The organism is Desulfomonilaceae bacterium, from assembly GCA_041662605.1.
In the GTDB taxonomy this organism is placed as follows: domain Bacteria; phylum Desulfobacterota; class Desulfomonilia; order Desulfomonilales; family Desulfomonilaceae; genus CAJBEZ01.
In genome coordinates, this window is sequence record JBAZSD010000039.1 from 1 (window position 1) to 24,676 (window position 24,676).

At 45.5% G+C, this 24,676-nt stretch carries 22 protein-coding genes and 1 tRNA gene; 7 read left to right on the forward strand and 16 right to left on the reverse strand.

Annotated features, from left to right (window positions below):
• Positions 1-1,120: 1,120 nt before the first annotated feature.
• Positions 1,121-2,551: a PAS domain S-box protein gene (locus WC647_18865; GenBank protein MFA6224368.1), complete on the reverse strand. Its 1,431-nt coding sequence runs from the start codon at positions 2,549-2,551 to the stop codon at positions 1,121-1,123.
• A gap of 323 nt (positions 2,552-2,874) precedes the next feature.
• Between WC647_18865 and WC647_18870 the strand changes: the two genes are divergently transcribed.
• The 3 genes from WC647_18870 to WC647_18880 all read left to right on the forward strand — a co-directional run bounded on the left by WC647_18870 (position 2,875) and on the right by WC647_18880 (position 6,328).
• On the forward strand, positions 2,875-3,075 hold the full coding sequence (locus WC647_18870) for a hypothetical protein (protein ID MFA6224369.1): 201 nt from the start codon (positions 2,875-2,877) through the stop codon (positions 3,073-3,075).
• Positions 3,076-3,269: 194 nt separating this feature from the next.
• Complete coding sequence (locus tag WC647_18875) at positions 3,270-3,449, forward strand: hypothetical protein (protein MFA6224370.1); 180 nt, start codon at positions 3,270-3,272, stop codon at positions 3,447-3,449.
• A 215-nt stretch (positions 3,450-3,664) separates the two neighbouring features.
• On the forward strand, positions 3,665-6,328 hold the full coding sequence (locus tag WC647_18880; GenBank protein MFA6224371.1) for a PAS domain S-box protein: 2,664 nt from the start codon (positions 3,665-3,667) through the stop codon (positions 6,326-6,328).
• Between the two features lie 128 nt (positions 6,329-6,456).
• Here WC647_18880 and WC647_18885 read toward each other — a convergent pair whose 3' ends face one another.
• Both WC647_18885 and WC647_18890 read right to left on the reverse strand, forming a co-directional pair.
• A complete protein-coding gene (locus WC647_18885) occupies positions 6,457-6,645 on the reverse strand; it encodes a hypothetical protein (protein MFA6224372.1) in 189 nt (62 codons plus the stop codon).
• A gap of 28 nt (positions 6,646-6,673) precedes the next feature.
• Complete coding sequence (locus WC647_18890; protein ID MFA6224373.1) at positions 6,674-7,078, reverse strand: hypothetical protein; 405 nt, start codon at positions 7,076-7,078, stop codon at positions 6,674-6,676.
• Positions 7,079-7,157: 79 nt separating this feature from the next.
• Here WC647_18890 and WC647_18895 point away from each other — a divergent pair, with 79 nt between their 5' ends.
• Entirely contained in the window at positions 7,158-8,522 is a 1,365-nt protein-coding gene (locus WC647_18895) for a LutB/LldF family L-lactate oxidation iron-sulfur protein (GenBank protein MFA6224374.1), read from the forward strand.
• Positions 8,523-8,556: 34 nt separating this feature from the next.
• Here the strand turns inward: WC647_18895 and WC647_18900 are convergent, their stop codons facing one another.
• The 5 genes from WC647_18900 to WC647_18920 form a co-directional block, all read right to left on the reverse strand.
• Entirely contained in the window at positions 8,557-9,261 is a 705-nt protein-coding gene (locus WC647_18900) for an ABC transporter ATP-binding protein (GenBank protein ID MFA6224375.1), read from the reverse strand.
• A 47-nt stretch (positions 9,262-9,308) separates the two neighbouring features.
• Positions 9,309-10,088 (reverse strand): ABC transporter ATP-binding protein, encoded by a 780-nt coding sequence (locus tag WC647_18905; protein MFA6224376.1) that lies wholly within the window; start codon positions 10,086-10,088, stop codon positions 9,309-9,311.
• A 114-nt stretch (positions 10,089-10,202) separates the two neighbouring features.
• Positions 10,203-11,159 (reverse strand): branched-chain amino acid ABC transporter permease, encoded by a 957-nt coding sequence (locus WC647_18910; protein MFA6224377.1) that lies wholly within the window; start codon positions 11,157-11,159, stop codon positions 10,203-10,205.
• Between the two features lie 33 nt (positions 11,160-11,192).
• Positions 11,193-12,248, reverse strand: coding sequence for a branched-chain amino acid ABC transporter permease (locus tag WC647_18915; GenBank protein MFA6224378.1), 1,056 nt, complete (start codon positions 12,246-12,248; stop codon positions 11,193-11,195).
• Between the two features lie 70 nt (positions 12,249-12,318).
• Complete coding sequence (locus WC647_18920) at positions 12,319-13,476, reverse strand: ABC transporter substrate-binding protein (protein ID MFA6224379.1); 1,158 nt, start codon at positions 13,474-13,476, stop codon at positions 12,319-12,321.
• A 322-nt stretch (positions 13,477-13,798) separates the two neighbouring features.
• On the opposite strand from WC647_18920, the gene WC647_18925 reads away from it, so the two are divergent.
• A tRNA-Arg gene (locus tag WC647_18925) sits at positions 13,799-13,875 on the forward strand.
• 106 nt (positions 13,876-13,981) lie between these two features.
• Here WC647_18925 and WC647_18930 read toward each other — a convergent pair.
• From WC647_18930 to WC647_18945, 4 genes are all read right to left on the reverse strand, one after another.
• Positions 13,982-15,127, reverse strand: a complete 1,146-nt coding sequence (locus WC647_18930; protein MFA6224380.1) for a site-specific integrase — start codon at positions 15,125-15,127, stop codon at positions 13,982-13,984.
• Entirely contained in the window at positions 15,118-15,441 is a 324-nt protein-coding gene (locus WC647_18935) for a helix-turn-helix domain-containing protein (GenBank protein ID MFA6224381.1), read from the reverse strand. The genes WC647_18930 and WC647_18935 overlap by 10 nt, the downstream gene beginning before the upstream one ends.
• A 273-nt stretch (positions 15,442-15,714) precedes the next feature.
• Complete coding sequence (locus WC647_18940) at positions 15,715-17,694, reverse strand: AAA family ATPase (GenBank protein ID MFA6224382.1); 1,980 nt, start codon at positions 17,692-17,694, stop codon at positions 15,715-15,717.
• A 798-nt stretch (positions 17,695-18,492) separates the two neighbouring features.
• Complete coding sequence (locus WC647_18945; protein ID MFA6224383.1) at positions 18,493-18,888, reverse strand: hypothetical protein; 396 nt, start codon at positions 18,886-18,888, stop codon at positions 18,493-18,495.
• 979 nt (positions 18,889-19,867) lie between these two features.
• On the opposite strand from WC647_18945, the gene WC647_18950 reads away from it, so the two are divergent.
• On the forward strand, positions 19,868-21,280 hold the full coding sequence (locus WC647_18950; protein ID MFA6224384.1) for an isoprenylcysteine carboxylmethyltransferase family protein: 1,413 nt from the start codon (positions 19,868-19,870) through the stop codon (positions 21,278-21,280).
• 309 nt (positions 21,281-21,589) lie between these two features.
• Positions 21,590-21,856, forward strand: coding sequence for a hypothetical protein (locus WC647_18955; GenBank protein MFA6224385.1), 267 nt, complete (start codon positions 21,590-21,592; stop codon positions 21,854-21,856).
• A gap of 59 nt (positions 21,857-21,915) precedes the next feature.
• Here the strand turns inward: WC647_18955 and WC647_18960 are convergent, their stop codons facing one another.
• The 4 genes from WC647_18960 to speD all read right to left on the reverse strand — a co-directional run bounded on the left by WC647_18960 (position 21,916) and on the right by speD (position 24,327).
• Positions 21,916-22,407, reverse strand: coding sequence for an SET domain-containing protein-lysine N-methyltransferase (locus tag WC647_18960; GenBank protein ID MFA6224386.1), 492 nt, complete (start codon positions 22,405-22,407; stop codon positions 21,916-21,918).
• Positions 22,408-22,413: 6 nt separating this feature from the next.
• Complete coding sequence (locus WC647_18965) at positions 22,414-23,085, reverse strand: hypothetical protein (protein MFA6224387.1); 672 nt, start codon at positions 23,083-23,085, stop codon at positions 22,414-22,416.
• A gap of 93 nt (positions 23,086-23,178) precedes the next feature.
• Positions 23,179-23,733, reverse strand: coding sequence for a hypothetical protein (locus WC647_18970; GenBank protein MFA6224388.1), 555 nt, complete (start codon positions 23,731-23,733; stop codon positions 23,179-23,181).
• A gap of 204 nt (positions 23,734-23,937) precedes the next feature.
• Positions 23,938-24,327: an adenosylmethionine decarboxylase gene (gene speD, locus WC647_18975; GenBank protein MFA6224389.1), complete on the reverse strand. Its 390-nt coding sequence runs from the start codon at positions 24,325-24,327 to the stop codon at positions 23,938-23,940.
• Between the last annotated feature and the right edge of the window lie 349 nt (positions 24,328-24,676).

Here is a 24,676-nt window from a genome sequence, read left to right on the forward strand (position 1 = left end):
AAACAGGTTTGGGAAATTACAAATGATGGTTCAAACGACCCTGCTCCAGCATCAGGAACAGGGAATTAATTATCAACATGCACAAGTGTAATTGTCGCCAGTGCACAAATGTAATTGACGTCGGGCAGAGAACACCATTACACCGACAATGACAACGGCCGACCGTATGCCTAGAGAACGCATCATACACCCTCCAACCCCAATAAAATCCCGACAACAAATCTTTGAAAATCAAAAGTTCACAGGTCAATTTTTTAAAAACAACAGTTGTATTTGGTTTATGTAAACAGGAGCTTAAAAGGGAAGTCAAGTAATAATTAGGATGGCGTTTAAGGAGTTAGAGGGCAGGTGAACCGCCAGGTAACCAATGGCTCTTTCTCTCAGATTCTGTTTAAACTGGAACTGAAATATTATATTTACCTGGAGAGTTCCCAAACCTGTCGGTCTAAACAACGTGACAAAACAGGATGGCTGTTCCAAATAATCAGAGAAAAACAGTCCATTTAATTTGGGATTCAACACCACCGACATTGGAACGGTGGGCCACAGTGTATCAGAGACTTATAAAACACAATATAATTTTAACCGGGTTATTTGGTCAATATAAAACTTTAGTTGGCATGATATGGCTTACTGATGATACGGAAATGGACCGTCCAAGTGAGAGGATTACCTCTTCAATAGACACTATGAGGATGTGAACAGCGATGAGACAATAGCTGAAAAATGGGTGTCAAGATAAGCTATTGATATTACAGATGAACAGGTGTGCATCATGTGGAAATAATGTTGGTGGCTAGTGTGGTGTTCCCAAATTTGCAATATTGATGAATGGAGACTCAGCATTAGTTGAAGGTAACAATGTCCATACACTTTGAGGAACTCCACACTAACTATTGCCTTTAAAGTCTCAAAACACTTATTCAATTTGACTAGACTCAAAAGTCTTATCCCTGTTACCTTCATCGGTGCAGCCGAGACTATCAACGGCAGTAAGTCTTTATTGTTACCCACTCCCCCCCAAATAATAATTACTGGTCCAAAATTTGCTTTTGAACCACGTCAAAATTATAAATCACACGGCTATTTTGTCAAGTAGAAAGTGGGCGGATTAGCACTATTATTTGTAATCGGCGCCGGAAATCTTCATCTTAGCCATCTGGCGCGCTAACATGAACCGAGATATGCCCAACAACCTTGCGGCTGGCTGAACCTTGCCTTTTGTCATGCGGAGAGCGTTCTCGATGTAGTTCATTTCAAGGTTTTTGGAGACATCTGGAAGTGTGCGAAGTCCCACAGTCTGGCTTTGGTTTGGTGACATCTCGGAGTGCATATTTATCAAATCTTTAAGCGATTGGAATAATGTGCGGTATCTAGTTTCGCTTTCTCTTAAAGCATCTTCAGCCCGTTTTCGGAGGGCTATATCCTCTATTACGGTAAATGACCCTATTATTTCGCCATTCTCATTCAGATGAGGTTTAATGACAGACCTCAGAAAAGTCTGTTTGCCCCATTTGGTCGTGTATTGTGTCTCCGCGTCTATTAATTTTCCGCTCTTTAGGCAATCGTGGTAGTGTTTAGACAACCCGGATTCAATTAGCGGTGGAAATGTGAGCATGTTGATTGCTTTTGTAGCCTCAGGCCCGGGGGAACCTAATATTTCCAGCATTTTCTGATTGATCTCTAGAATATTCCCATCTTTATCTACATACATCATTCCTATAGGAGATTCTGAAAACATGAGGCGGTATTTTGTCTCAGACCTTTCTAACGCCGCTTGGGTTTCCTTCCGCTCAGTGATGTCCTCTACAAAACCCTCTATTATCCCATTTGACTCCGGAATAATGCGAAAGGCTATACGTCCATGCATTATTGATCTATCTTTTCGAAAATACTCGGATTCTCCCATGAACCACTTACCGGGGGCCATTACTGCCTTGACTGCGAAATCAGCTCTAGCTTGTGGGCTAACATACATAGATTCAGCAACGGATGTCTGATTTACAAGAGAAATGGTTTCCTCTGGAGACTCATATCCAAAGATACGAGCGAGCGCAGGGTTAACATCAATAATTTTACCATCAGGAGTAGAATGAATTATCCCAACAGGAGCGTTCTCAAAGATATTTCTGTATTTTTCCTCCTGTAGTAGTCTAGCCTTATCAGCCCTGTGATTTTCTGAAACATCGGAGAAACGCCAAACTCTTCCCACCATCTCATCCCCCATTTTCTGGGGACGTGTATACCTTAGAAAAACTCTGGCATCCAAGAAATTGATAGTTTCGTAGCTCTCCTCTTGCGGATGGCCATATATTTCCTTAACTCTTTTAAGAAAACCCACCGGGTCTTCGAGTTGACTCAGGATGCAGTCTAGAACAAGTTCGTCATTTTTACTTTCCATGACATCTGGGGGAATGTTCCACATTCTCTCAAACTGTCGGTTAAAAAGTATTATTTTACCCATCAGGTCCACAACCAGGACACCGTCTGTCACGGAATCCAATGTTGACTGTAAGAGTGAAATAATTAATTCATTATTAGTTATGTCCAAAAAGAATAGCCTCCTCTGTTCAACTCCTAGGATATCGTTTCAACCACCACGGGTCTAGAAAAAAATGGGCATCGGCTTAAGCGCAAATAACTGCTTTGTAGGAGCTACGGTAATTTGATCGAAACAAGAGTCACCGTCAACTGACCCTAACAGTTATACCGCAGTAGAACGGCATGACGGCAAATCTCGATAATGGAAGGAGCCGAGGGTATGGGTCTTGAATCTTCATCTGACGATGATCTTTGTTCAGCCATAGAGAGAATTTACTTGGCTGGGAAAATCGCTTAGAATTGAGGAACAAATCATATATGGAGGGATTGGGAATGTTTGAACAGTTCTACGCTTCAGAGTTCGACAGTGAGGTCTATTCTGAGGCGGAGATGGACCGATTCAACCTTTACATGGAGGAGCGTCTCACTGGGATGGGCTTGGACCCGGATCTTGATTATGAGCGGGTCGCAAAAGAAGTGAAATATTTGTGCGATATGTATTTGACCTGCGATTCCGAAGAATGGCCATTTTAGCTGAAAGATAGCGCCGGCCATCGACCTGGGTTCAAACGAAATGTAGTTTCAATCCGTGGAGTTGCAATGGACAAGACATCATGTGATTTATCCTTTTCCATAGTGACCGTTCCATGTTAAAGGAATGTCAGACACGAATCTCGACACCAGTTAGGGGTGTATAGTCATCGTTAGACTACGGAGAATGAAACGCCATGTTTAAGGAAGAACGAGACTACAACAAATTTGCATGGCAAGACCTTGGTGACCTCGAAAAAGGGAGACCAAACTTGGGCTTAAATGCGCCTGCGCTAGCCTATAGACTCCTTCAATATACCTTGCGAGATGTCCTGATTACCGAGCTGGGTGTAGAAAAGGCAAATGATATCTTATAACTGGATACAAATAGAGACATACGTGAGCAAGAAAACTGAGGCTCAATTTTCACATTCTATCTGTCCAGATTGTACAAAAAAACTCTATCCTGATCTCCAAAATAAATAGTCCGGGAAAATTCGACGAGGAGCTATATGAATACGCTATTCTATTGCAGAGAAGCTCATCTCGATTTTTATGAATTCATTGCTGAAGCCAGCGGGGGAATTAACGTATGAAAACCGCTAAACTAACGGCCTCCCTCTTGCTGCCGGCGTTTATCCTGGCAATCTCAATACTAGCCTACATTCAAATCCCGGTCACATTTGAGTCCAGTCAGCTTCTCCTGATTCTCAACACTTTGTTTATCGGCTTGATCCCAATGGCCATAGCCTACCTCGCAGCTCGGGTCTACATGAGTTCCGGTTCGACAGGTTTTCTGCTGATGGGATGCGGTATGCTGACCTTTGGGTTAAGTTCCATACTGGCCGCGGCATTCATAAATCTATCCGATGGCCCAAACATCCTGGTTACCATTCATAATTCAGGAGTCCTTCTGAGCGCCATTTGCCAAACTATTGGAGCGATGTTGTTTATTGGCGGAGGGACTTCCTGGGCAGTTCGCGGCAAGGGTCCTTGCCCCGTCATAGGTATTTACGGCGGAGTTGTTCTTTTGACCCTTCTTTTTTCCCTGGTGACTGCGGTTGGTTTTCTCCCACGGTTCTTTGTTCAAGGGGTAGGTCCCACAGTTTTAAGACAATTTGTGCTGATAAGCGCCATGAACCTCTACATTTTTAGCGCTGTCCTGTTCATGATTCATTACCGAAGATGGCGCTCCGATTTTATTTACTGGTATGCCCTCGCTCTTGCGATGATAAGCGTAGGACTATTTGGAATTCTATTACAAAAATCAGTAGGATGCCCGATAGGCTGGTTAGGTCGGTCAGCTCAATACCTCGGGGGCTCGTTCGGTCTCATTGCCATTTTGATGGCGGTGAGCGGCGCCATTTCCAAGAAATTGTCCATTGAGGAATCGATAGCGCTCCTTTTCCTAGACGCTGAGACTAGCTACAGAAATCTTGTGGAAATGGCTGCGGACTCAATCATAACGTTTGATCAAGACGGTAGGATTATAGGATGGAATTCCGCAGCGGAACGAATGTTTGACAGATCAAAAAGTGAGGCCATCGGGTCGATTTTCTTTAACCTCATAATTCCGAGCCAATACGCAGTTCTTATAAGAACCCAGATTGAGTCACTCCGGGAAAAGTCCCAGAAATTAATTACAGCAACAGTAGCGGAAATCGAAGCAAGGCGCAAAAATGGCGCACTGTTTCCTGTTGAAGTATCCCTGTCTGTCAGGGAAGCGCCTCAAGGCTGGCTATGTTCGTGCATCGTCAGGGATATATCCGACCGCAAGCAGGCTGAAGTTGAGCTTAGAAAGAGTGAGGAGAAGTTCCGGAGAATTTTGGAAACCGCCAACGAAGGTTTCTGGATCATGGATGGACTACATACTACCGAATTGGTCAACAAAAAGATGGCCGACATGCTTGGCTACGATGTTGAAGAAATCGTCGGCAAGAAAGTGGAAGATTTTATTTTTGCCGACGATATGTGGAGCCATGAGATGAAAATGGCAGACCGACATCAGGGGCAAACCGCGTCATATGAGAGACGATTCCGAAAAAAAGACGGGACAGCGCTCTGGGCGCTTGTTTCAGCCACGGCGATGCTTGATCCGGACGGCCATTTCTGTGGTTCGTTCGCTATGTTTACCGATATTACCGAACGTAAATTCGCTGAACAGAAACTCCAGAAGAGTGAAGAACGCTATCGAAAGCTCGTAGAGTTCCTCCCCAAAATGATAGGTGTCCATGTTAAACAAAAGTGGGTCTACATGAATCCGGCTGGTGTGGAACTTCTAGGCGCCAGGCATGAAAAAGAACTCCTGGGAAGAGAAGTGAAAGAAATAGTGAGCCCGGAATTTTGGGATGTCGTTCGATCAAGAGTAGAAAAAATCGAAATGGAAGGGACGTCTACCCCGGAAATTGAGCAGAAATTTATCCGGATGGACGGTGAAAGAATCGACGTGAGTGTAGCGGGGGTTCCAATTGACTTTCATGGAGAATCAGGGGTTCTCGTATTCGCTGAAGACATTTCCTCCAGGAAAAGTGCTGACGAAGAGCTGCGGAGATCTCATGATGAACTGAAGCGTTCCAACACGGAGTTGGAGCAGTTCGCGTATGTCGCCTCGCATGACATGCAGGAACCTTTACGAATGGTGTCCAGCTACATGCAACTTATCGAACGTCGCTACAAAGGACAACTCGACGCGGACGCCGATGATTTTATAGGGTACGCAGTTGACGGCGCCAAACGTATGCGGTTGTTAATTCGCGACCTCCTGGAATACTCAAGGGTGGGAACTCACGGCAAGACTTTTGGAGCCGTTGACTGTGAAACGCTGTTAACTCAGGTCATTAATCATCTTCAACTATCGATTGAGGACAATGGCGCTACGGTGACACATGACCAACTCCCGATAGTGATTGCGGACGGCGACCAACTGGCCAGAGTATTCCAGAATCTCATCAACAATGCGTTGAAATTCAGGAAGGATGCCCCCCCATCTATTCATATATCAGTGGAACCTAATGACAACGATTGGCAATTTTCAGTCAGCGATAACGGCATTGGCATTGAGCCACAATATGCGGATCGAATATTCGTAATTTTCCAGAGGTTGCACAGTAATGCTGAATATCCCGGAACAGGCATAGGCCTGGCTATTTGCAAAAAGATCGTGGAAAGACATGGAGGACGCATCTGGGTTAGATCAGAGCAGGGCGATGGAGCCACCTTTATTTTCGCGATCCCAAAGCAGGATACAGAGTTCTAAAAAAGGAAGCTCAAATGCTGGAAGATCAGTGAAACAGTCCGTCTGCCTTGTCGATGAACAGATACCGGCACAAATTAGATGTCAAACTCCTGCAGCCAAATCCAAGCTATCCGAATCATAATTTGTCGTTAATTCCTGATCGCCATTGGCACGACTGAATCATCCAGGGTCAGCACATAGATAACCATAGCTGCGACCATCAATCCTACCACGAGCCATACCCGCCAATCTTTGTGCAGTTTTCTGCCGCTGAATTCAAACTTGTCCGATTGCCCGTGGTTTTTCGATTTTGAGTGTGTGGAATTGTTCTTGGTCATTATATATCCTCCCTTAGGTTTTAATGGTTTATTTTAGGCTCTTAGATGCGTTATGTTCAATTACGTATCGGTGTATGGCGCTAGGAACATCCAAAGCGTCCGAGTAGTCTGCAAGGCCGTGGGCCAAAGACTCGGTGCGGTGTATGTAATCCGGAAAACTCTCATATTCTTGGCCACACGTTCTACATTTTTTGGGAAAGAGTCTTGAATCATCTCCAATACGAGCAAAAAGCTCAATAAACTCCAAGAATCGGGGATTATAATCAAAGCTATTTTTTCTCGAGGGAGTTTCCACTTGTGAATCCTCAACCTTTATCAAATCTGCTCTGAAAATACTTATTACATTGTTGAAAATATAACGAGAAAATTCGATCATGGGAAAAGAATTCGACGCCCCATGAAAAATACTTAAGATCAGAAGTCGACGTTTCATGATCGGAAACTCAGCAGCCCAGCAAGGTTGACAAGGAGCCTTTAGAAGTGGGAGAGTCTTGGTCTAGCAGAGGTTTCCTATGAGTGAGAAAATTTCGCCTTTAGATTTTCGTAAAAATGCCGCCAAAGCAGTCGAGAACACATCGCTTCGTCAAGCCATGCGAACAGCCACGGACATGTTCATTTCCAAAAGGAACGAGGGCCTGTCCAGCGTGCCCATCGAAACATGGAGGGACCAAGCTTCGGCAATACGGCTTGATGTACTGGACCACCTACCAGAGTATGTTGATAAGTTTTCCTTCCATGCCACAAGGGCTGGAGCTGTGGTGCATCGAGCGCGCGACGCTCAAACCGCCAGAGAGGTTATCCGTGACATCCTGAGGGATCATGGGGCCAGAAAGATTGTTAAAGCCAAGTCCATGATCACGGAAGAGATGCGCCTCAACGAATACCTTGAGGAATCTGGATTCCATGTTGTCGAAACAGATCTCGGTGAGTACATAGTTCAGATCGCGGGCGAAAAGCCGTCCCACATCCTGGCTCCGGCTATTCACAAGACCCGACGGCAGGTTGGCGAACTGTTTTCGGAGAAGCTGAGTGTGCCTTACTCCGACGATCCCTTTGTTCTGACAAAAATAGCGAGGACCGTTCTCAGGGAAGAATTCCTCACCGCTGACGCAGGGATTTCGGGGGCCAACTTCGCCGTGGCTGATTCAGGAAGCCTGGCCATATTTACCAATGAAGGAAACGGTCGGATGGTTACTACGCTGCCGCGATTGCACATTGCGGCCCTGTCCATTGAGAAAATCATCCCCACACTGAATGACCTGTCTCTGTTTGCTCGCTTGCTTCCCCGGAGCGCTACCGGACAAATCTTGTCGAGTTACCTTTCCATCATAACAGGATCCAGAAAACCCGGAGAGTCTACAGGCACGCGTGAACTCCATATTGTCCTCCTGGATAATGGCCGCTCAGAAATTCTTGGTGGCAAATACAGAGAAATTCTCAAATGTATCCGATGCAGCGCATGCTTTAACGTATGTCCGGTTTACCGAACCATCGGCGGCCACGCATACGGTGTAACGTACCCAGGTCCCATGGGCATCGTTTTGACCTCCCTACTCGAAGGGATGGGAGGAACTTACCCGTTAGTTGACGCCACAACCCTTTGTGGGGCCTGCGTAGAAGTTTGTCCCGTGCGAGTCCCACTTGTGAAACTCTTGACCATGTTACGAGAGGAACGTGTGGATAAAGGCATGACCTCATTCGCGGAGAGGGCTGCCATGAACACGTATGGTCTGTCCACAGGAAACCGAAGACTTTTCTCTCTGGGACAAAGAATCTCCAAGGTGTTGTGGCCCACTCTGAACAAAATTAACAGTAAAGGGATTATTAATCGACTTCCGAAACCGGCGTCTCAGAGTTTTGGACAGAAGAACCGTTAGTCTACCAAGCCCATAACCAACTATTGTAGGCTTATCAGTGTTTCCGTCCCAGATAAGCCTCAACGATGCGAGAATCGGTCTGCAGTTCGGCGGCAGGTCCTTCCTGAGCCACACGGCCGCCTTCCAGCACGTAGGCGTAATCTGCTACTTGAAGGGCCTTCCTGGCGTTTTGCTCAACAAGTAATATCGTTGTCCGTTCTTTTAAGTCACCGATAATTCGGAAGACTTCCTGAACTATTAGAGGCGCCAAACCAAGTGACGGTTCATCCAACATCAGTAACCCGGGACGAGACATGAGCGCCCGACCCAACGCGAGCATTTGCTGCTCACCCCCGGATAGTAAATCGGCAGGCTGTCGACGACGATTCTTCAATATGGTGAAACGCAAATAGATTTCCTCAAGATCTTTGCCAATCTCGGAATCTTTACGGGTGTAAGCTCCGAGGACCAGGTTCTCCTCGACAGTCAATCCCCCGAGGATCTGCCTTCCTTCCGGCACTTGCGCCAACCCCAAGGCTGTGACGCGATCGGCCCGCCAGCCGGCAATATCACGATCCCGAAATCGAATGGACCCGCTATCCGGCCTGAGTATCCCGCTGATTGTGTTGAGAGCGGTCGATTTACCGGCGCCATTTGCCCCCACAAGGGCTACCACACTACCCTGACGCACATTGAAGCTCACGCCCTTCAATGCCGCAATTGCGCCGTACGAAGTATAAAGATCGCGAACAACGAGCATAGAAGTTGATCTCCTACTTTATTCCACCGATAACCGGAGTCTCTCGATTAATGTTCTTTGCCTAGATACGCCTCGATTACGTGAGGTTCATTGCGGACAAAATCTGGTGGTCCCTCAGCGATTTTCAATCCGAAGTTCAGGACTATCACGAGATCGCTCATGCGCATGATCATGTCCATATCATGCTCTATGATGAGAATAGTCAATGAACTCTCCCTAAGCTCCAGTAAAAACTCGGAAAGCTGGTCAGTCTCAGCGCTGTTCATACCCGCAGCGGGTTCATCCAGCAACAGTAGGCGCGGCTCCAGCGCCAAGGCTCTCGCTATCTCAACTCTTCTCTGATCACCATAAGAAAGGGCGCGGGCGTGCACGTCCGCAAGATGTTCCATGCGCAAGCGCTTCAGGAGGGCAAGGGCCGCCTGACGGGAGGCTCGTTCATCAGCTCTGCTCCGAGGCAGGCGCAACAGGGTTTCAATCAAGGTTCCGGTCTGCTTGAGGTGATGTCCTAGTACCACATTTTCGAGAACGGAGAGATCACCGAAGAGACGAATATTCTGGAAAGTTCGACCGATGCCGCGCTCAGCGATTCGATACGGCGCCAATCCGTTAATCGAGCGTCCTTCAAGCAAGATGTCGCCATCCGAAAGCGGCCCCAATCCACTTATTATGTTTATAAGCGTTGTCTTGCCGGCTCCGTTCGGACCAATCAGGCCACAAATTGCGCCCTTCGGCACATCGAATGAAACGTTCTCGAGCGCCTTCAAACCGCCGAACACTCTGGTGACATTCTTGATTTCAAGAATTGGCGAGGCTGATTGCTGTGTCATGACTCTCGCTCACATAGCGTATTGACACTTGCCGGAGCCCGAAACAATCTGAGAGAGTCCGGCTGGTGGCCTTGAACACGTTGACGTCGTTCCCTATTCTTATTGCGGTTCATATCATTCACGGTCCTTGGATGTTTTATCAGCATGGGAACGTGACAGCCATTGGAATGAGAATATCTTTCGCAGTAAAGCCATGATTCTGGGGTCTGCAAGACCAGAAGGTAGATAGATTATCGACAGCATGATGATCAGACCGTTCACTATATCGCGTTGGTCTTTAAGGAAACGAAGAGTTTCAGGCAATGACGTCAGCACGGTAGCGCCGAGTATCGGTCCGACCCAGTGAGTCATTCCACCTAGCACGGCATAGGCCAGGATATCAACGCCACGGCTAAACACGTAATTGTGTGGATCAATCACCCGGACAATCGGGGCGCTCAGCGCTCCTGCGCCGGCAGCGATTGCGGAACCAAGCACAAACGCCAGAAGCTTGTATCGGACTACATTGACGCCCAGGGTTGAAGCCGCTGTTTCGTCCTGCCTGATCGACGCCAGAATTCGACCGTACCGGGAATTATGGAGTGTAGCGAGTAGATATATGACCACTATCACGTAGATAAGGATAGGCCAGGTAGTATCAGGCAAACCCATTACCAGTTTAGGCGTTGTATATGTCAGGGTTATGCCTTCAGCGCCATTGAAGACCGTAATGTCCTTGTTGTCGCTAAATAGTCTGACTACTTTGTCACCATTAAGGGCGATTATCCTGACGATCTCACCAAAACCCAGCGTCGCGATCGCCAGGTAAATATCACGCAGGCCCAGCACAAGCATCCCAATGGGGATGGCTAAGGCCACCCCAAGCACAATAGCCAGCGCGAAACCGAGGCTAAATGGCATATGCGCCTCAGCAAAGACGATAGCTACCGTGTAGGCCCCGATCGCCATAAATCCGGCGTTGGACAATGACAGAAGGCCCGTGGCCAGGGTGATATAGATGCTAAGCCCCAAGGCGATATTAATCAGCACGAAATTAATAGTTGAGATATTGTTGGAGACAAATTCTGGCATGAGATTTACTTATATGTTCATGTTGAGCGCTTTTTACGCTCGCACGGCTTTGCTGCGTCCAAAGATGCCGCTGGGTCGTACGAGCAGAACCAGAATGAGCAACGCAAAAACAAAAGCGTCACGAAAACTGCTATCAATATAAGCGACACTAAGGACTCGTATCATTCCTACGAGAAACGCCGCCATAGCGGCGCCTCCAATGCTCCCCATCCCTCCGACAATAATGACGGTTAGCCCGGCCAGTTCCACCTCATTGCCCATAGTGGGCTCCAAGCGGTTGAACGCAAGGCCCAGGAGCACCCCAGCGGCCCCAGCGAGAGCGCCTGAAATAAAAAATGTCTGGGCAATGACATAATCGACGTTTATGCCAAGAAGCCGGGAAGTTCGTTCGCTCCATGCAATGGCGCGGATAGCCCGACCCATTTGTGTTCTGTTAATCAGCAGGCTCAAAAGGAGCATAAGCGCCAGAGACAGGCCCAAGACCAGCGCCTGAATAGGCGATATTACGGCGTTTTCAGTGATCTGGTATGGCTTTACAGGGAACAGATTCGCCGGAAAACGAGAGACCTGGGCGCCGAACTCGTTTATGGCGAGGCTGACAAGAATGAATGTAGCCCCAATCGAAGAGATCATGGGCGCCAGGTGAGGGACTTCCCGAATCCGCAGGGGTCTGATACTCCTGTAATCCTGGACAAAACCAACCAGCATGATTAACGCTCCCGCGAGCGTAATGCCGGTCTTGACAGGGTAGCCCCAGTGACCAACCATCCCTAACAGCAGGAGGATGAAACCACCCCATAAGACCAACCCACCGGATGTTAGGGAACGCAGAGGTTTGAACGCGAGTCGATCAAGTAATACAGCCAGCAGCCCAGCTCCGACCATTGCGACAGGAATTGAGTACCACAGTGGCCAATTCAGTTTCGTGACGCACAGAAACGCAAAAAACGCTCCCCACATGAACGTGGCTCCCTGCGCCAGATTAATGATGTCGAGGACACCAAACACCAGGGTGTATCCCATAGCAAAAAGGGCGAGGGCCGCCCCTTGCCACAAGCCATTAATCAGTTGCTGAGGGAGTTCTTGCATACACGAACCTTCAATGGAGAGGATAAGAGCCGGAGATGATTCCGGCTCTCCGTTTCGTAGTGGTTATCTCCTATTTATATAGCACAAATTTCCCGTTTTTGATGATCTGGACTACAGGAGAATGTACCGGCTCCCGGTTAGCGTCGAATGAGAATTTTCCCAATACTGTGTCGAGGTCCCTGATTTTGGCCATAGCGTCCCGGATCGCGGTTGGATTGCTTGAACCTGCGGTTTTGATGGCGTTGGCAAGGATATAAACCCCGGTGTACGCCTGGGCGGCGAACTGGTCAGGATTGGCGCCGTATTTTTTGTGATAGGCTTCAACAAAAGCTTTGTTACCGGGCGTGTCGTTACTGATCAACCAGGCTGCGCCGGTAATGGCTCCTTCAGCCGCTGGTCCGGCGAGCTGAGCCAATTTAGGGGAATTGAAGCCATTACCACCGATGAATGGGACAGACTCAGGAATACCAAGCTGCCGTCCCTGGCTCATAATGCCGGCCGCTTCTTCAGCCAGAGCGGAGACGATAATAGCGTCAGGCTTGAGCCCCTTAATTTTTGTCAACTGGGCGGAAAAGTCACTATCGTTCTTGTTAAACGTTTCAGTGGCCAGGATCTGGATGCCTTGGTCATTTAGCGCCTTTTTAAAAGCGTCATAGCCACCTTTAGTAAAAACGTCGTCGTTGCCATAAAGTATGGCCACTTTCTTGTATCCCAGCTTGTTTTTTGTCTCTTTAATGGTATTAGGTTGGACCAACATTTCCGGAAGACTGTCACGGAAAATGTAATCTCCCATCTCGACGATACCACCGGCAGTATTGGATACCGCTAAGACCGGCGTTTTTGCCGCCTGGGCAATAGGATCGGAGGCCTTGGCCGAGTTTGACAGCGTTGGGCCCAGAATGGCGACCACCTTATATTCTTTAACGAGCTTGTCAAACGCGGTAATTGCTCCTTCTTTAGTGGAGCGATCATCCTCGGTAATCAGTTTGATCTTGGCTGTTCCAAGCATTCCGGACTTGTTTATTTGTTCGACAGCGAGTTCTGAGGCGTTTTTCTGGGACGAGCCGTAAACCGCGGCGGCTCCGGTCATCGACCAGACCGCCCCGATGGGAATCTCGCCAGTGAGGGCGTTTGCGCTCGCGGCAGTGGCTGAACTTGCGTCAATAGCGCCATAAGCGGCGAATAATAAAGCAAAGATCAATAGGAATGAAAAAAAACGCGCTTTCATGTCTTGGCCTCCATTTGGAAGATTTTTTGATATAGACAGAATTTATCTCATTCCGTCTGCTCTTGAAAGATCACAATTAGGAAATTCTTGATCATGGGTCTGCATGGGCCTCTCGTCCCTACAAAGCAAGGGGAACACTGTCCCGATTAGCGATTGACCACTAGAAACCTTTCGATGTTACCACACCACTGCGGGTCCGGCAATCTCGATTACAACAATTAGGGGCTATAAGGTTGACAAGCAAACGATCGATATGCTTGAATGCCTCTCAATACGCTAGGCGCTTTCATAAGTTCTTTTGTGGCGTATATGTTTTGCCGGAGCGCCCGTAGCTCAGTTGGATAGAGCAACGGACTTCTAATCCGTAGGTCGCAGGTTCGAATCCTGCCGGGCGTACCAAAGAATTTCAATAAGTTAGCTTACGAATTCCCGCCTAAATTGACTTGTCAATCAAGGGTTTTTCAAAAAAGGTAACAAAAAGGTAACGCGGGCCAGTTTTTAAATCCTATTTTCCGGCGTTTGACGCGACTAGAATTTGCGTTAACCCGTTGTCGTAAGTGAATTTGTCTATAGCCGACACAAGCTCCTCATCGCTGACAAATCCATACCGCTCTGAAACATTCAACGCTTTTCCAGCATGACCCATTATCAATTCCCGTATCTCTGAATCAATACCGCTTCGCCTCGCGTTTGTCTTCCAACTGTGTCTCAAATCGTGAAAGCACGGCGTGGGTGTTTCCCAATTGAGTTTCTTTAACGCGCGTGGCCATGGTTGCTGAATCGATTGCGGCGCAACCTGAAATAGCTTGTCGTCATTCAACGACCTGATCTTCCCTATACGTTCAAATACCTGGATGAGTTCGCGATGGATCGGAACACGTTTACATTTTCCTTCTTTCGTGTCTGTCGCGTGAAAGGATATAATCCGTTTCGAAAGATTCACGTTGCTCCATCGAAGTTTGAAAACTTCACCCTTTCGCATCCCTGACAGATAGCTCATCCATATCATGTCCTGAAACCACAAAGGGCAAAGATCCTTGATCCTTTCGACATCCCCAAGACCAATATAAACCTGGCGTTCCCCAGATTTCTCGCTCAGTTTCTTTATCTGCCGGCATGGATTGATTTCCAGGACCTGATGTTCGATCAGGACCCGGAAGACCCCGCTAATAGCCGACATTTCACGATTTATAGTAGCGTTTGTTACGCCTTCTTGTGACCGATTTTCTCGATACGCCTTCAAAACAGGGATCGTGATGTCCTTAATAGGTCTGTTTTTCCCAAAATATTTTACTAGGTGGGCCAGTTTCTGGTGATACCGTTTCGGCATACTCAAGCTCTTGAAGCTGGGATCATTGACGTAAAGTTCCACAGCCTTCCAAAAAGTGATTACTTTTGGCGGGCGCTTGGCCTGGGAGGGTTGCAACGCCTCCGGCATCTCCCAGTTTTGGTTTACGAACAACTTCACACAGGCTTGACGGCCATTAATTGATAACTGGGAATAATCCGACTTCCTTAAGGCCTCGATTAACTCAGCTTCAATAGCCAACGCCTGACGTTTATTTTCACAGTCTTTAAGGCTTAACTTGATAATGTCCCCAAAAGGACGAAAGAAAACATACCAGGTTTTTCCTTGTTTCTTCACCGACATAAGAGCGCGATCTCCTTTGTTAAAGATTTCACGCCATTTTCCTTATCCCCCGGATCATCTTCATTTGCCAAAGATCCGTTTTCTACAGGTCCCGTCCAAGGTCTATCATAATCGCGCGCGCGGTCAACAATTTTTTTGGGTGGAGAGACGATCCGACGGGAAAGAAAATTTTCCAACTCAGTCTCAGCAATTAACCTTCGCCTTTCAGAAACTTGAATATATTCCAATTTACCCGCTTTCAACCATCGATACATAGTTATTTCCGACACATGCAGTTCTTGAGCCGCCTGAATCGGCGTATAATACTTTTCCACGACTACCCTCCAAATTCACCGAGAATCAAATGTTGTTAATTTCAATCTGGAAATGATTTTGTTTAGTCTCAGTGCCCCTGTAAGCTCTACTTTTCTACATCTTAGTTTTTATAAAGTTAAATCAGTGGGTTAAAAAGTAGAGACACAATTCTAGAAATTCTACTGTTAGGCTATAGTCATCCTAATATTTTCTATTTCCGAAATAGAATGTAGATGATAGTAGAAATAATGCTCTACCTTTTAACTTATTAATATTATTATATTATATAGTAATTATAGAATATTAGAAGCGTCTACATGTTCGGCTGAAACATAATCCGCGTCGTTATTCAGTCGATACATTCCACGACCCTCTCGGCGGAGAAGTCCACTCTCCACAGCGTCACTAAGTTCATTATACAAAGTCCCTTTTTTTTCCGGGGGCAGGCCTGAAAGCGCCATAATCTCTCCATTGTTCAATACGTTTTTGTTGGCTCTGGAAAAGATCTCTCTGAATTTACCGGACATCATTGTCTCTCGTAACTGGCATGCGCTACCGTGGTACTGCCATACGCCGTCATTAAATTCTAATAGGTCTTTCCTCTCGTATTCCTTGAAGTTTCTTCCTACAATGGTAAGCGTGCGTTGTGGATTGTTGCGGTTTTTATCTATCGCTTGCAGCCTAAGGATAGCGTCCGAAGACCCTGCGGCCGCGATACTCCCAATAACGCTATTTACAGCGTCTTCGCCACTAACCTTGGGATCATGTATTGTCCCAAGCAGGGCCAGCTTATTATCGAGCGCAAATTTCTGTAACGAGTTAAATAACTTGTATTCGTCACGATAAGTTCCCATAGTGAATTTAAAGCCGGGTAGAAACAACACAAGAGGATCTATGATTATGAGTTTGGCGTCAATCCGATGAACAAGTTCCTGTAACTTATTGAGCCCACTTTCTTTTTCATTTGGGGAATATGGCGGCAAGTTGTGGAGAATGCAGCCGAGGTCAGGAATGGATTCACCGCGGGTGAGCATTAGACAGCGTTCATTGAAATGATACGGGGTCTCTTCGTACGTAACGTGAATGACCGGCGCCTGTTTTGTCGCAAACTTACCGAAAAGGGGCTTACCCTGGAGCACACAAATATTGGTCTGAAGCGCGAAAAATGATTTACAGGTTTTCGGGGCCCCTACCAGCAAGGTCAATCCCTGCGGTATTAGTTCGTCAACAATAAATTCTACTGGTTCGTACTCAGTTTCATTCATTCGAGCCAGACTGACAATTTCGATTGGTCTGTATGACGATTCCTTTTTCGATATGTCCCTGGCGATTCTAACCAAATCATTATCATTTTGGGGCACTGTGAAGCGGTTATTATTAATTGTTCTTAGAAAGCCGAGGATGACATTTTCAGAATAACCCTGATTAACAAAACGCCCCGCTTCTTTAAGCAAATAATCATGGCGTTGGCCTTCTGGTATCAACTCCTGAGCGACGTTTGGGTCAGTGACAGGCCCCGGCGATCCCGGCTGGCTATTTAATGTTTTTCCCTTTTTGTTTCTTACGCAAAGGCCCAGGCCTTCAATTATTTGAGCAGTGGAATAATCCTGTAAATCGTAATTGGCCTGATATACTTGAACCAGAAAAGGGTTACTCTTTTGATGGAGGCTGCCCGGGAGCCGCAAACATCTAGGTAGATCCTTGACTTTCGGATCACCGTTGAATCTGTCGGCTAACGCCTTTTGAATTGTCGTGAATTCTTCTAATTTACCATCAGATACCCGCCAGTAAACGTGGTATCTGTCCGGCGATGTGGTCACAATACAATGAGGTTTCAATCGACAATCAAGGATAGGTTGAATTGGAGCGCCGTCAAGATCAGTAAAGTAAAAACGAACTCTCCTGATATTCTTGGTTTTGCGGCCCTTACCGTCAGTTTCATTAGGTGTCCAAAAGATCCCCGCTCCCTTGGTGTTGAGTCCCTTAATGGTGTCCCATGCGTTGGTGATGGTCTCAAACATGTTTTGGGACGTTACCGGCCCGCCCTCTAATTCACTGAACCATTGAAACGTATGAGAGGCAGTCCCTGTCATTCCTTCCAGGAAACTCTTAGCGACATCAAGTTGAGGTTGAAGCTTTTCTGATAGTTGCGGATGAGTGAGGGACTTATCCGATGAACTTGAGGAATCCTCTATTCTAAAACCTGTGGGATCCGTAAACAGAGGCAGAGAATCTTTGACATTACCGTCTTTTTGTACTAATAATGTATTCAAACTTGTGTTCCTTATTTGTGAATCTCGGTGCGCCAACATCGAAATTCGGTTTGTGTGTGGTTAATTGTATTGCCTGTGTGTCATCAGTTGAGAGTCTAAGCGATGACCCACAGGGGTTCTTTTGAATTCAGCGATATTGGAAACCCCCTTTCAAAAAATTGAAATAGATACCTCCTCCTCGTTCCCTCCGAACGAGTTCTTCAAAAATGTTTGTAACGGTTATAGGGTTGACAAATTCAACTGGTGGACAAAGTTGTCCCTAGACCCCCAATTCAAGGTCGTCAGTTGATTACAGGGTACTTATACGGAAGCAATCTTTATTCGCTTCCAGGAAAGAAGAATATAGGCGGCTAACGAATCGAAACGTTTACCGCCTTTTTCAAAACGGGGCGGATTTTATCAAACTTTTGAAGAAAACGCAAGGAAAAAAGAACCGTAAGATTCTATTTTAACTAGACAAAACGTCAAGTAGAGCTTTATGAATTGTTATCTTTTTATTAACAAAAAGTTATTAGATTTAGTCCAAAAATAGAATGATGAAACATAAATAACTATTTATTCTCTTGTAAATTATCATACAGTTCTAAGCTACAATTTTATATACCTAAAGTTGAAATCGTCGCAAATTTGGGAACAATTAGCTCATAAAATACTTGAAATAAATCTGACTGTGGCAAGAAAAGCGCACGTGGCAAAAATCGAAAACTGGCGGGGAAAATCGCGGACGTTCAACACCCCACTCCCAAACAAGAGGGTGGGGGTGGGTGTTTGACCGATAGGGGGAGGGATATCTTGTTGTTATTGTTGGTCTATCCTGTCATGAACGGTATCCATGACTTCGAGAAGTTCGCTGACAAGCTCCGGACGACCCTGGAGTTCGGCCCGAATATGGGCTTGGACGGATCGGAACGCCCGATCGTGTAAGCCCTCAGTTTCGAGACGAAGTTTTTCCAGATCGGTCCGAGCCCTCGTTAATCCGGCGATGGTTTGGCCGATTTTGTAAACTGAATTTACTGTTTCGACGGATGGTGTTCTATCCATCCCATCGATCAGGCCATCGCAGAGATCGGCCATTTTTGAGATCAGGTCGTTTAGTCTTTCCATGCCAGGATTGGTTATTTCAAGAGTCGCTGTGACACCGTTGGAACGAGCTTTTTCCTTAGCTGTCGGTGAAGATTTTAATTGCGATCGCATTTGTGTTCCTCCCTTTCGTCAGAAATGTTTTTAGGGCCTATTCTTTATCGTCAGTTGCTCTCGATGGCCACCCTTTTTCTTGCGGAAGATCCGTATTCGTGGAGCTTCCGCCTAGGCACTGAGCTATCCGGCTATTAATTTTGGAGTGATGAAATTGTCTCTATTAGACACCATATGGCGCGATCAAACTCTTCGCGAGTTACGGAGCGCGAAAGATCAGAAAGTGGCTCATAATTGATTACAGCCCGCTTTTTGGCCATATCTGACAATGCCCCCAATACTTCTGTCATTTCCTATATCACAGAAAAGACTGTTTGTCAAGAAGATAATGCAGATATGACAGATCAATTGGATATCGTTTGAGTGAAGGGAAGGATGTCAATTCAATCCTAATTTAAAACGACACGGTTTTATTAGATGGCTAGCCCCCTATGCAGCGAAACGGCTACGCCCGCCCCCCAATTTTGGAGTGACCTATTCCCTAGTCGCAATTTTGTTTCCAAACCCCCTCATTATTCACCCCATTAATATCATTACAGTTTGTTTCTCCGATTTTTTATCCCTTTATTTCTATTGCAGTTTCTCCTTTTTTAATATCTTCAGCTTAGGTTAACCATAATTCAAACCTTGGGGGTTTTTATGGGAATATTTGACAAGCGGACTTTTCGTTTGCGACCACTAACAATTCCTGATATTTTATAAGCAATTGTTATCGCATTTAGTATGTCACTAATGAAATTCATGGATCGGGCCGCCATGTGGGCGGCTTATGGGGCGGTGTCTAAGTGCTTACGCAGAGGCCCCAAGAGCCAGCGCGGAAGTAGAGAAATGAGCTAGTTTGACTTATAGAGAGGACAGAAGACCTTAACCTCTTGGGCCTTGTCTATTTTGCCGTGGCCCGGTCCCAGTCTGATCTGCCATCTGTTCAAATTAATTGCACCTCCAATGGGGACACAAGAACATGGCTCTTGGAGAAATCGTGAAAGAAATAGTGAAACAATCGGTTAAATCCATATCCTCTCGGAATAAATTATGTCGTATCTTGGTCGGGGCCTTTTTTGTTGTTTTCATCGTTCCTACTCTGTTGTTATTAGTCAGTGGCAAAATCGAAGCATACTTAGTCACCGAACGATTTCTGGTTTCCAAGGCGATGCTTGGATTATTGAGCCTTGCGTCTGGAATCTTGCTACTCATTTGGACGGTCCTACCGCGGTTTATGACTGAAAAAGAAACACCTGTTCTTCTTGTGTCTACCCAGAAATTAATTGTACAAGGGCCTTACAAGATATGCCGTAATCCTATGCTATTGGGAGCGATAATCTATTATTTTGGCGTAGGGACCCTTTGGAGGTCTATCACCACTGGACTGATAATGCTTTTTTTGGGCCTGATTATCGGAACAGTCTACAACAAATATATAAAAGAAAGAAAGCTAACAGAGCAGTTTGGAGAGGAATATCAGGCATATAAGAGTAAGACACCTTTTCTGATACCTATGATGAATTCTGGTCCCCGTCAAGTCAAGAATGGAAATCCTTATCCTGTCTTTATGGTACTTCTCACCTTCGGCCTTGTCTGGATCGGATACGCACAAAAAGAGGTGTATGAAGGACAAACGAGATTACAGGACATAAATACCAAAATAGTCTTGGCACAAAACACTCCTCAGATTCAGGTTTTTTTTGAATTACAGAACCCTTGGGATGCGGGTTGGTCGGACGAGTCTTGGGATGCGGGTTGGTCGAAAGACATCGGCAAGGCCAATCCGGAGAAACGCAAAATTGAGAAACGCAAAGAAGCAGTCATACAAAAAAACTATACTAACATAGTCGTTAGATGCCATGGCTTATGCCAAGGTGAGATTAAAGTCTGTCCTGTATTGACAATGATAGTGAGCGAAGACGAAGGGAGGCGCTTGATTGAGCTTGCATTGACAGATAAATTTTTCACATACCAACCGGTCCGTGTCGGAATTGGAACAACCTGCGTTCCCATAGAACCGGCGGCGATGGATAGATTTGACGACATTAGACTGAAAATCAATGAGATACTAGCGACCAAGTCTGGGAAACGGGTAAACACGAGTATTGAAATCAGGGTAGACCTGAAAATTGTTTACAAGGATATTTATGGCGAAAAAAACAGCGAAGAACGCAGCCCAGAACACACAGAATATTGGACAAGACCGCCACTTGAAGAAAAGAAAATACAAACTTATAACGGCTGGAATCAATTTGTCGAAGGAGGACGGGATCATATCTTGGCAGTTCCAGGCTTCTTGCACCACGAGGATTTGGTACAGAATGGGATGTCTATTGGTCTTGTTCAATCCGATGACGATATCGCCAAGGTGGTCGTGGATAAGATTTATTCCGGGGGCATTTCGTTTTGATATCCATACCCAACTGCCCAGGCCCGCTAATCACAGAATAAAAATGAACCGTCAGTTATCGGAACGTGTGGGTTATTTACGTTTAGTTTTTTGAGTTGACATTCGGGGGACAGCCATGAGTCTATTAGACCCTATAGCTGTAACTGCTAGAATCCCTTTTATAGCTATCACAAAGGTTTGACTAAAGGATTGCCAGACTGCACTGTGACGGTTTGAATTCAATTGGTAATCCTTCCATAGTAATTCGAGTTTTGCTTCGGTAGTCTGCATTAAGTGGTCTCCCCCAAAACAAAATGGACAAGTCTTAAAATGGGCAATGGCGTCAACAGTTTGGGGCAGTTGAACGCCACCAGTGAGTGCCACTACATGTTTGGTAGGGTAACCCCATTAAACCTCCCGAGGAGATCTGCCGTCAAGGCGTTGATGGTAACGATCATAATTGTAATACTCGAAATAGGCACTGAGCCATCGAATCTGGCTCATGCCATGGATTTATATGCTTTTAGAAAGATTTCTTTATTCTATATTGTGAACACAGGTTTCGATTATATTCTTTATACGTATCTTAAAATCTAGTCTATACGCCGTCAGTGAGTGATACAACGAGAGTGTTTAAAGGCTTTTGCCCCTATTGACTACTGTCTCCCCAATTTCGGAGCATTGTGATATTCCCTGTAAACTTTTTGAAAATATTCAGGAATAAACGGCAACAATTTGTTGAATACGTCTTCCGGCAAGAATTGAATAGACCGAATTACTTTCCTGCAATTTTTCTCACCACATTTGCACTCCATTTCCCAAAGACTATCCTCTGAAATGGAATAATCGAAAGTCAGCTCCTCATCTCTATTAATATTTCTGAGCGCAACAAAAGTTAATTCTCCCTTTATTCCAGTATTAGGTCTACAAGAATGATTTATGTAAAGAAACGGGGGTGGTGGGGCAATCCAAGTATTTTTTCCTATGCCCATGATATCGGGATCGGCCATAGCCTCTTCGTAGGAATTAATAGAAATTTCGATTACCTCGCCTGTCATTACGAAAACTATTTCTCCAGCATTTATGGATTCGCCTGCGAATAATCCTTTTCCTACAATATTAGATTGCGCAACGTATATGGCTTTCATGGTATTCTAACTTCTTCTGAACTGTCTAAACAGACCGATGCAAATTACTCCATAGATTAAGCATTGATAGACAGGATATATTGCTATAGAAAAAACCCAGCTTTCAATGGCAAATAAATTTAGAATGTTACCGCCTAATGTCATTAACCATGCAAACATATTTTCATCACCGGGTCTTTTATATGACTTCCATATAGTTGGCATGGCTGCCATAAGATCCGAAAATAGGAAAAGAGATAGCGCAGCAGTGGGAGAACCGGACAATAACCACATTACAATTCCTACTATGGCTCCTACGACGCAGTAACCGTTAAAAGGGTTTCTCTTTTTTTCGCCATATCTTATTGAAAGTATAGCGATAATCAATATGCAAGGCACATCTATCAACGCAATAACAAGGGTGTTACTGGCCCCGGAGGAGTAGTAACTAGCTGCAACCAAACCACTTAACGCACTCCATATCCACCAGGTTGCTCTATTGGGCCTACATTCTCCTCTAATGATAGCGGTGATATAAGGAAAGAAAGCCAGAACACAAATAAATCCAGCGATCTTGCCGGCAACAAGGCTAGAGTCACTTGCTGAGTAATGATGTGCGATAAAAGCGCTTCCAATTAATCCAGTGACAAGAATGGCTAATCTTTCTTGTCTTTGCCATATCGGGAAATATTTGATCATTTTATCTAAGTAGTAAGGTTCAAACTGACACCCAACCTATAATAGGTTTTTATTCTCTTGATGCTTCAATAAAGAAATCGTGAGCTTATTTAATCAGAGAAGAAGGTATTCATCCTTTTTGATGCCGTTGAACCAGTCCTTAATTTCTTGTTGGGGGCGTGGCGCTATTTCTTTGTTCCACAATTTTTTCAACACACTTATGAGCTTTGTATCTTGGATGATTTTATCTACAGATTTACATTTCTTGTGAATCATCATTCCGACTAATCGCTTTTCCTCACTGACAAATTCAATCATCGGGTAAACTGGATAGGTGATACAATCAAGTGGCCTGTGACTGATCTTCATCTGACAACCCTTGGGGTTATGGAAAAGACATCTCTCGCATACTGCAAGATGGACGGTACCGCTTGCGGCCATATTGAGAATACGTTTTTTCAACTTAAGTTGCAGGGGGTGAGATTTTATCTCGATTTGTTTCCATTCATCTGGGAAAAATACGGTCAGTTCTTCTTCGAAACAGCATCTTGGTTTGCCTTGCGATACACAGTCTAAACAGTGATTTTGGAACAATTCCAAAACCTGATGCCGCAAACCATTACCTGAGCTAGTTGAGATGTAACACGGGTCAAATGCTTCTAGATCCATGATCAGATACCCCTAAATTTACAAACCGACAATATCTCTACAGAGCAAACATAATAAATACGATCATTTCGTTTATAGCAGTGAGTAATGTTTATGAAGTTCACATTTTAAAGTATCTGAAGACTGCCATAGCCATTTAAAATTACCAGTCGTTATTATTCGTACAAATTACCTAACACGACATATTAGAAGAGCGATAAGGCATCAGCCGTCGGTATGGGCAAACTGTTGACGGATTATTGTTGCCGGTGGAATACCCCTATGAAACTCCCGAGTGGCAATATTCACGGCTTCCAGTTTATGTTTAAGAAAGTCTACCGCTTTACCCGGATTTACTGATTGTCCGCACGTGAATACATCGAACGCAGCGTAACCGTGTTCAGGCCATGTGTGGATAGTAAGATGCGAGGAAGAAATCATGATTACCCCTGAAACACCATGAGGCTCGAACTTCTGAAAAATAGTCTTCAGGATAATAGCTCCCGCAGTTTCCGCAGCCTGGGTCATGGCCTCTTCGAGGTAAACAAGGTCATCAATCTTTAACCGGTTACAGGACCCGAATTCTACAAGGAGATGTAGTCCCAGAACGTTCATTGTCACCCCCTAGCGATGGCTGATGGATATAAGTCCCTTCCTTGAAATACGTAAAAATCGACTCTCTGGTCGTGGGGTCAACTCGGAAAAGCGATCCAATTGTCACAGACGATATACTTACTTTTGTGGTGTTTATGCTCTCTTTGAAATTAGCCCCCAACAGAAAGCAATTTGTATAAATTACTTTTCGGAAATATATCAACCATCTAATGTTATAAATATTGGGGCGGCCCCGGTTTCTTTGGACACGGAATTGGGTTAAACACAGTTAAGACGTGTACAAGGAGAACGGAGCATGGATGATGAGAGACGAGTGAAGTCAGAAGTCGTGGGCTTGACGGAAGGAGCC

Coding starts and splice junctions, on each gene's coding strand:
- WC647_18895 (MFA6224374.1), top strand. CDS start 7,158: ATGAGTGAGAAAATTTCGCCTTTAGATTTTCGTAAAAATGCCGCCAAA.
- WC647_18945 (MFA6224383.1), bottom strand. CDS start 18,888: ATGCGATCGCAATTAAAATCTTCACCGACAGCTAAGGAAAAAGCTCGT.
- WC647_18870 (MFA6224369.1), top strand. CDS start 2,875: ATGTTTGAACAGTTCTACGCTTCAGAGTTCGACAGTGAGGTCTATTCT.
- WC647_18915 (MFA6224378.1), bottom strand. CDS start 12,248: ATGCAAGAACTCCCTCAGCAACTGATTAATGGCTTGTGGCAAGGGGCG.
- WC647_18880 (MFA6224371.1), top strand. CDS start 3,665: ATGAAAACCGCTAAACTAACGGCCTCCCTCTTGCTGCCGGCGTTTATC.
- WC647_18920 (MFA6224379.1), bottom strand. CDS start 13,476: ATGAAAGCGCGTTTTTTTTCATTCCTATTGATCTTTGCTTTATTATTC.
- WC647_18910 (MFA6224377.1), bottom strand. CDS start 11,159: ATGCCAGAATTTGTCTCCAACAATATCTCAACTATTAATTTCGTGCTG.
- WC647_18970 (MFA6224388.1), bottom strand. CDS start 23,733: ATGGATCTAGAAGCATTTGACCCGTGTTACATCTCAACTAGCTCAGGT.
- WC647_18960 (MFA6224386.1), bottom strand. CDS start 22,407: ATGAAAGCCATATACGTTGCGCAATCTAATATTGTAGGAAAAGGATTA.
- WC647_18955 (MFA6224385.1), top strand. CDS start 21,590: ATGGGCAATGGCGTCAACAGTTTGGGGCAGTTGAACGCCACCAGTGAG.
- WC647_18965 (MFA6224387.1), bottom strand. CDS start 23,085: ATGATCAAATATTTCCCGATATGGCAAAGACAAGAAAGATTAGCCATT.
- speD (MFA6224389.1), bottom strand. CDS start 24,327: ATGAACGTTCTGGGACTACATCTCCTTGTAGAATTCGGGTCCTGTAAC.
- WC647_18905 (MFA6224376.1), bottom strand. CDS start 10,088: ATGACACAGCAATCAGCCTCGCCAATTCTTGAAATCAAGAATGTCACC.
- WC647_18930 (MFA6224380.1), bottom strand. CDS start 15,127: ATGTCGGTGAAGAAACAAGGAAAAACCTGGTATGTTTTCTTTCGTCCT.
- WC647_18885 (MFA6224372.1), bottom strand. CDS start 6,645: ATGACCAAGAACAATTCCACACACTCAAAATCGAAAAACCACGGGCAA.
- WC647_18875 (MFA6224370.1), top strand. CDS start 3,270: ATGTTTAAGGAAGAACGAGACTACAACAAATTTGCATGGCAAGACCTT.
- WC647_18890 (MFA6224373.1), bottom strand. CDS start 7,078: ATGAAACGTCGACTTCTGATCTTAAGTATTTTTCATGGGGCGTCGAAT.
- WC647_18900 (MFA6224375.1), bottom strand. CDS start 9,261: ATGCTCGTTGTTCGCGATCTTTATACTTCGTACGGCGCAATTGCGGCA.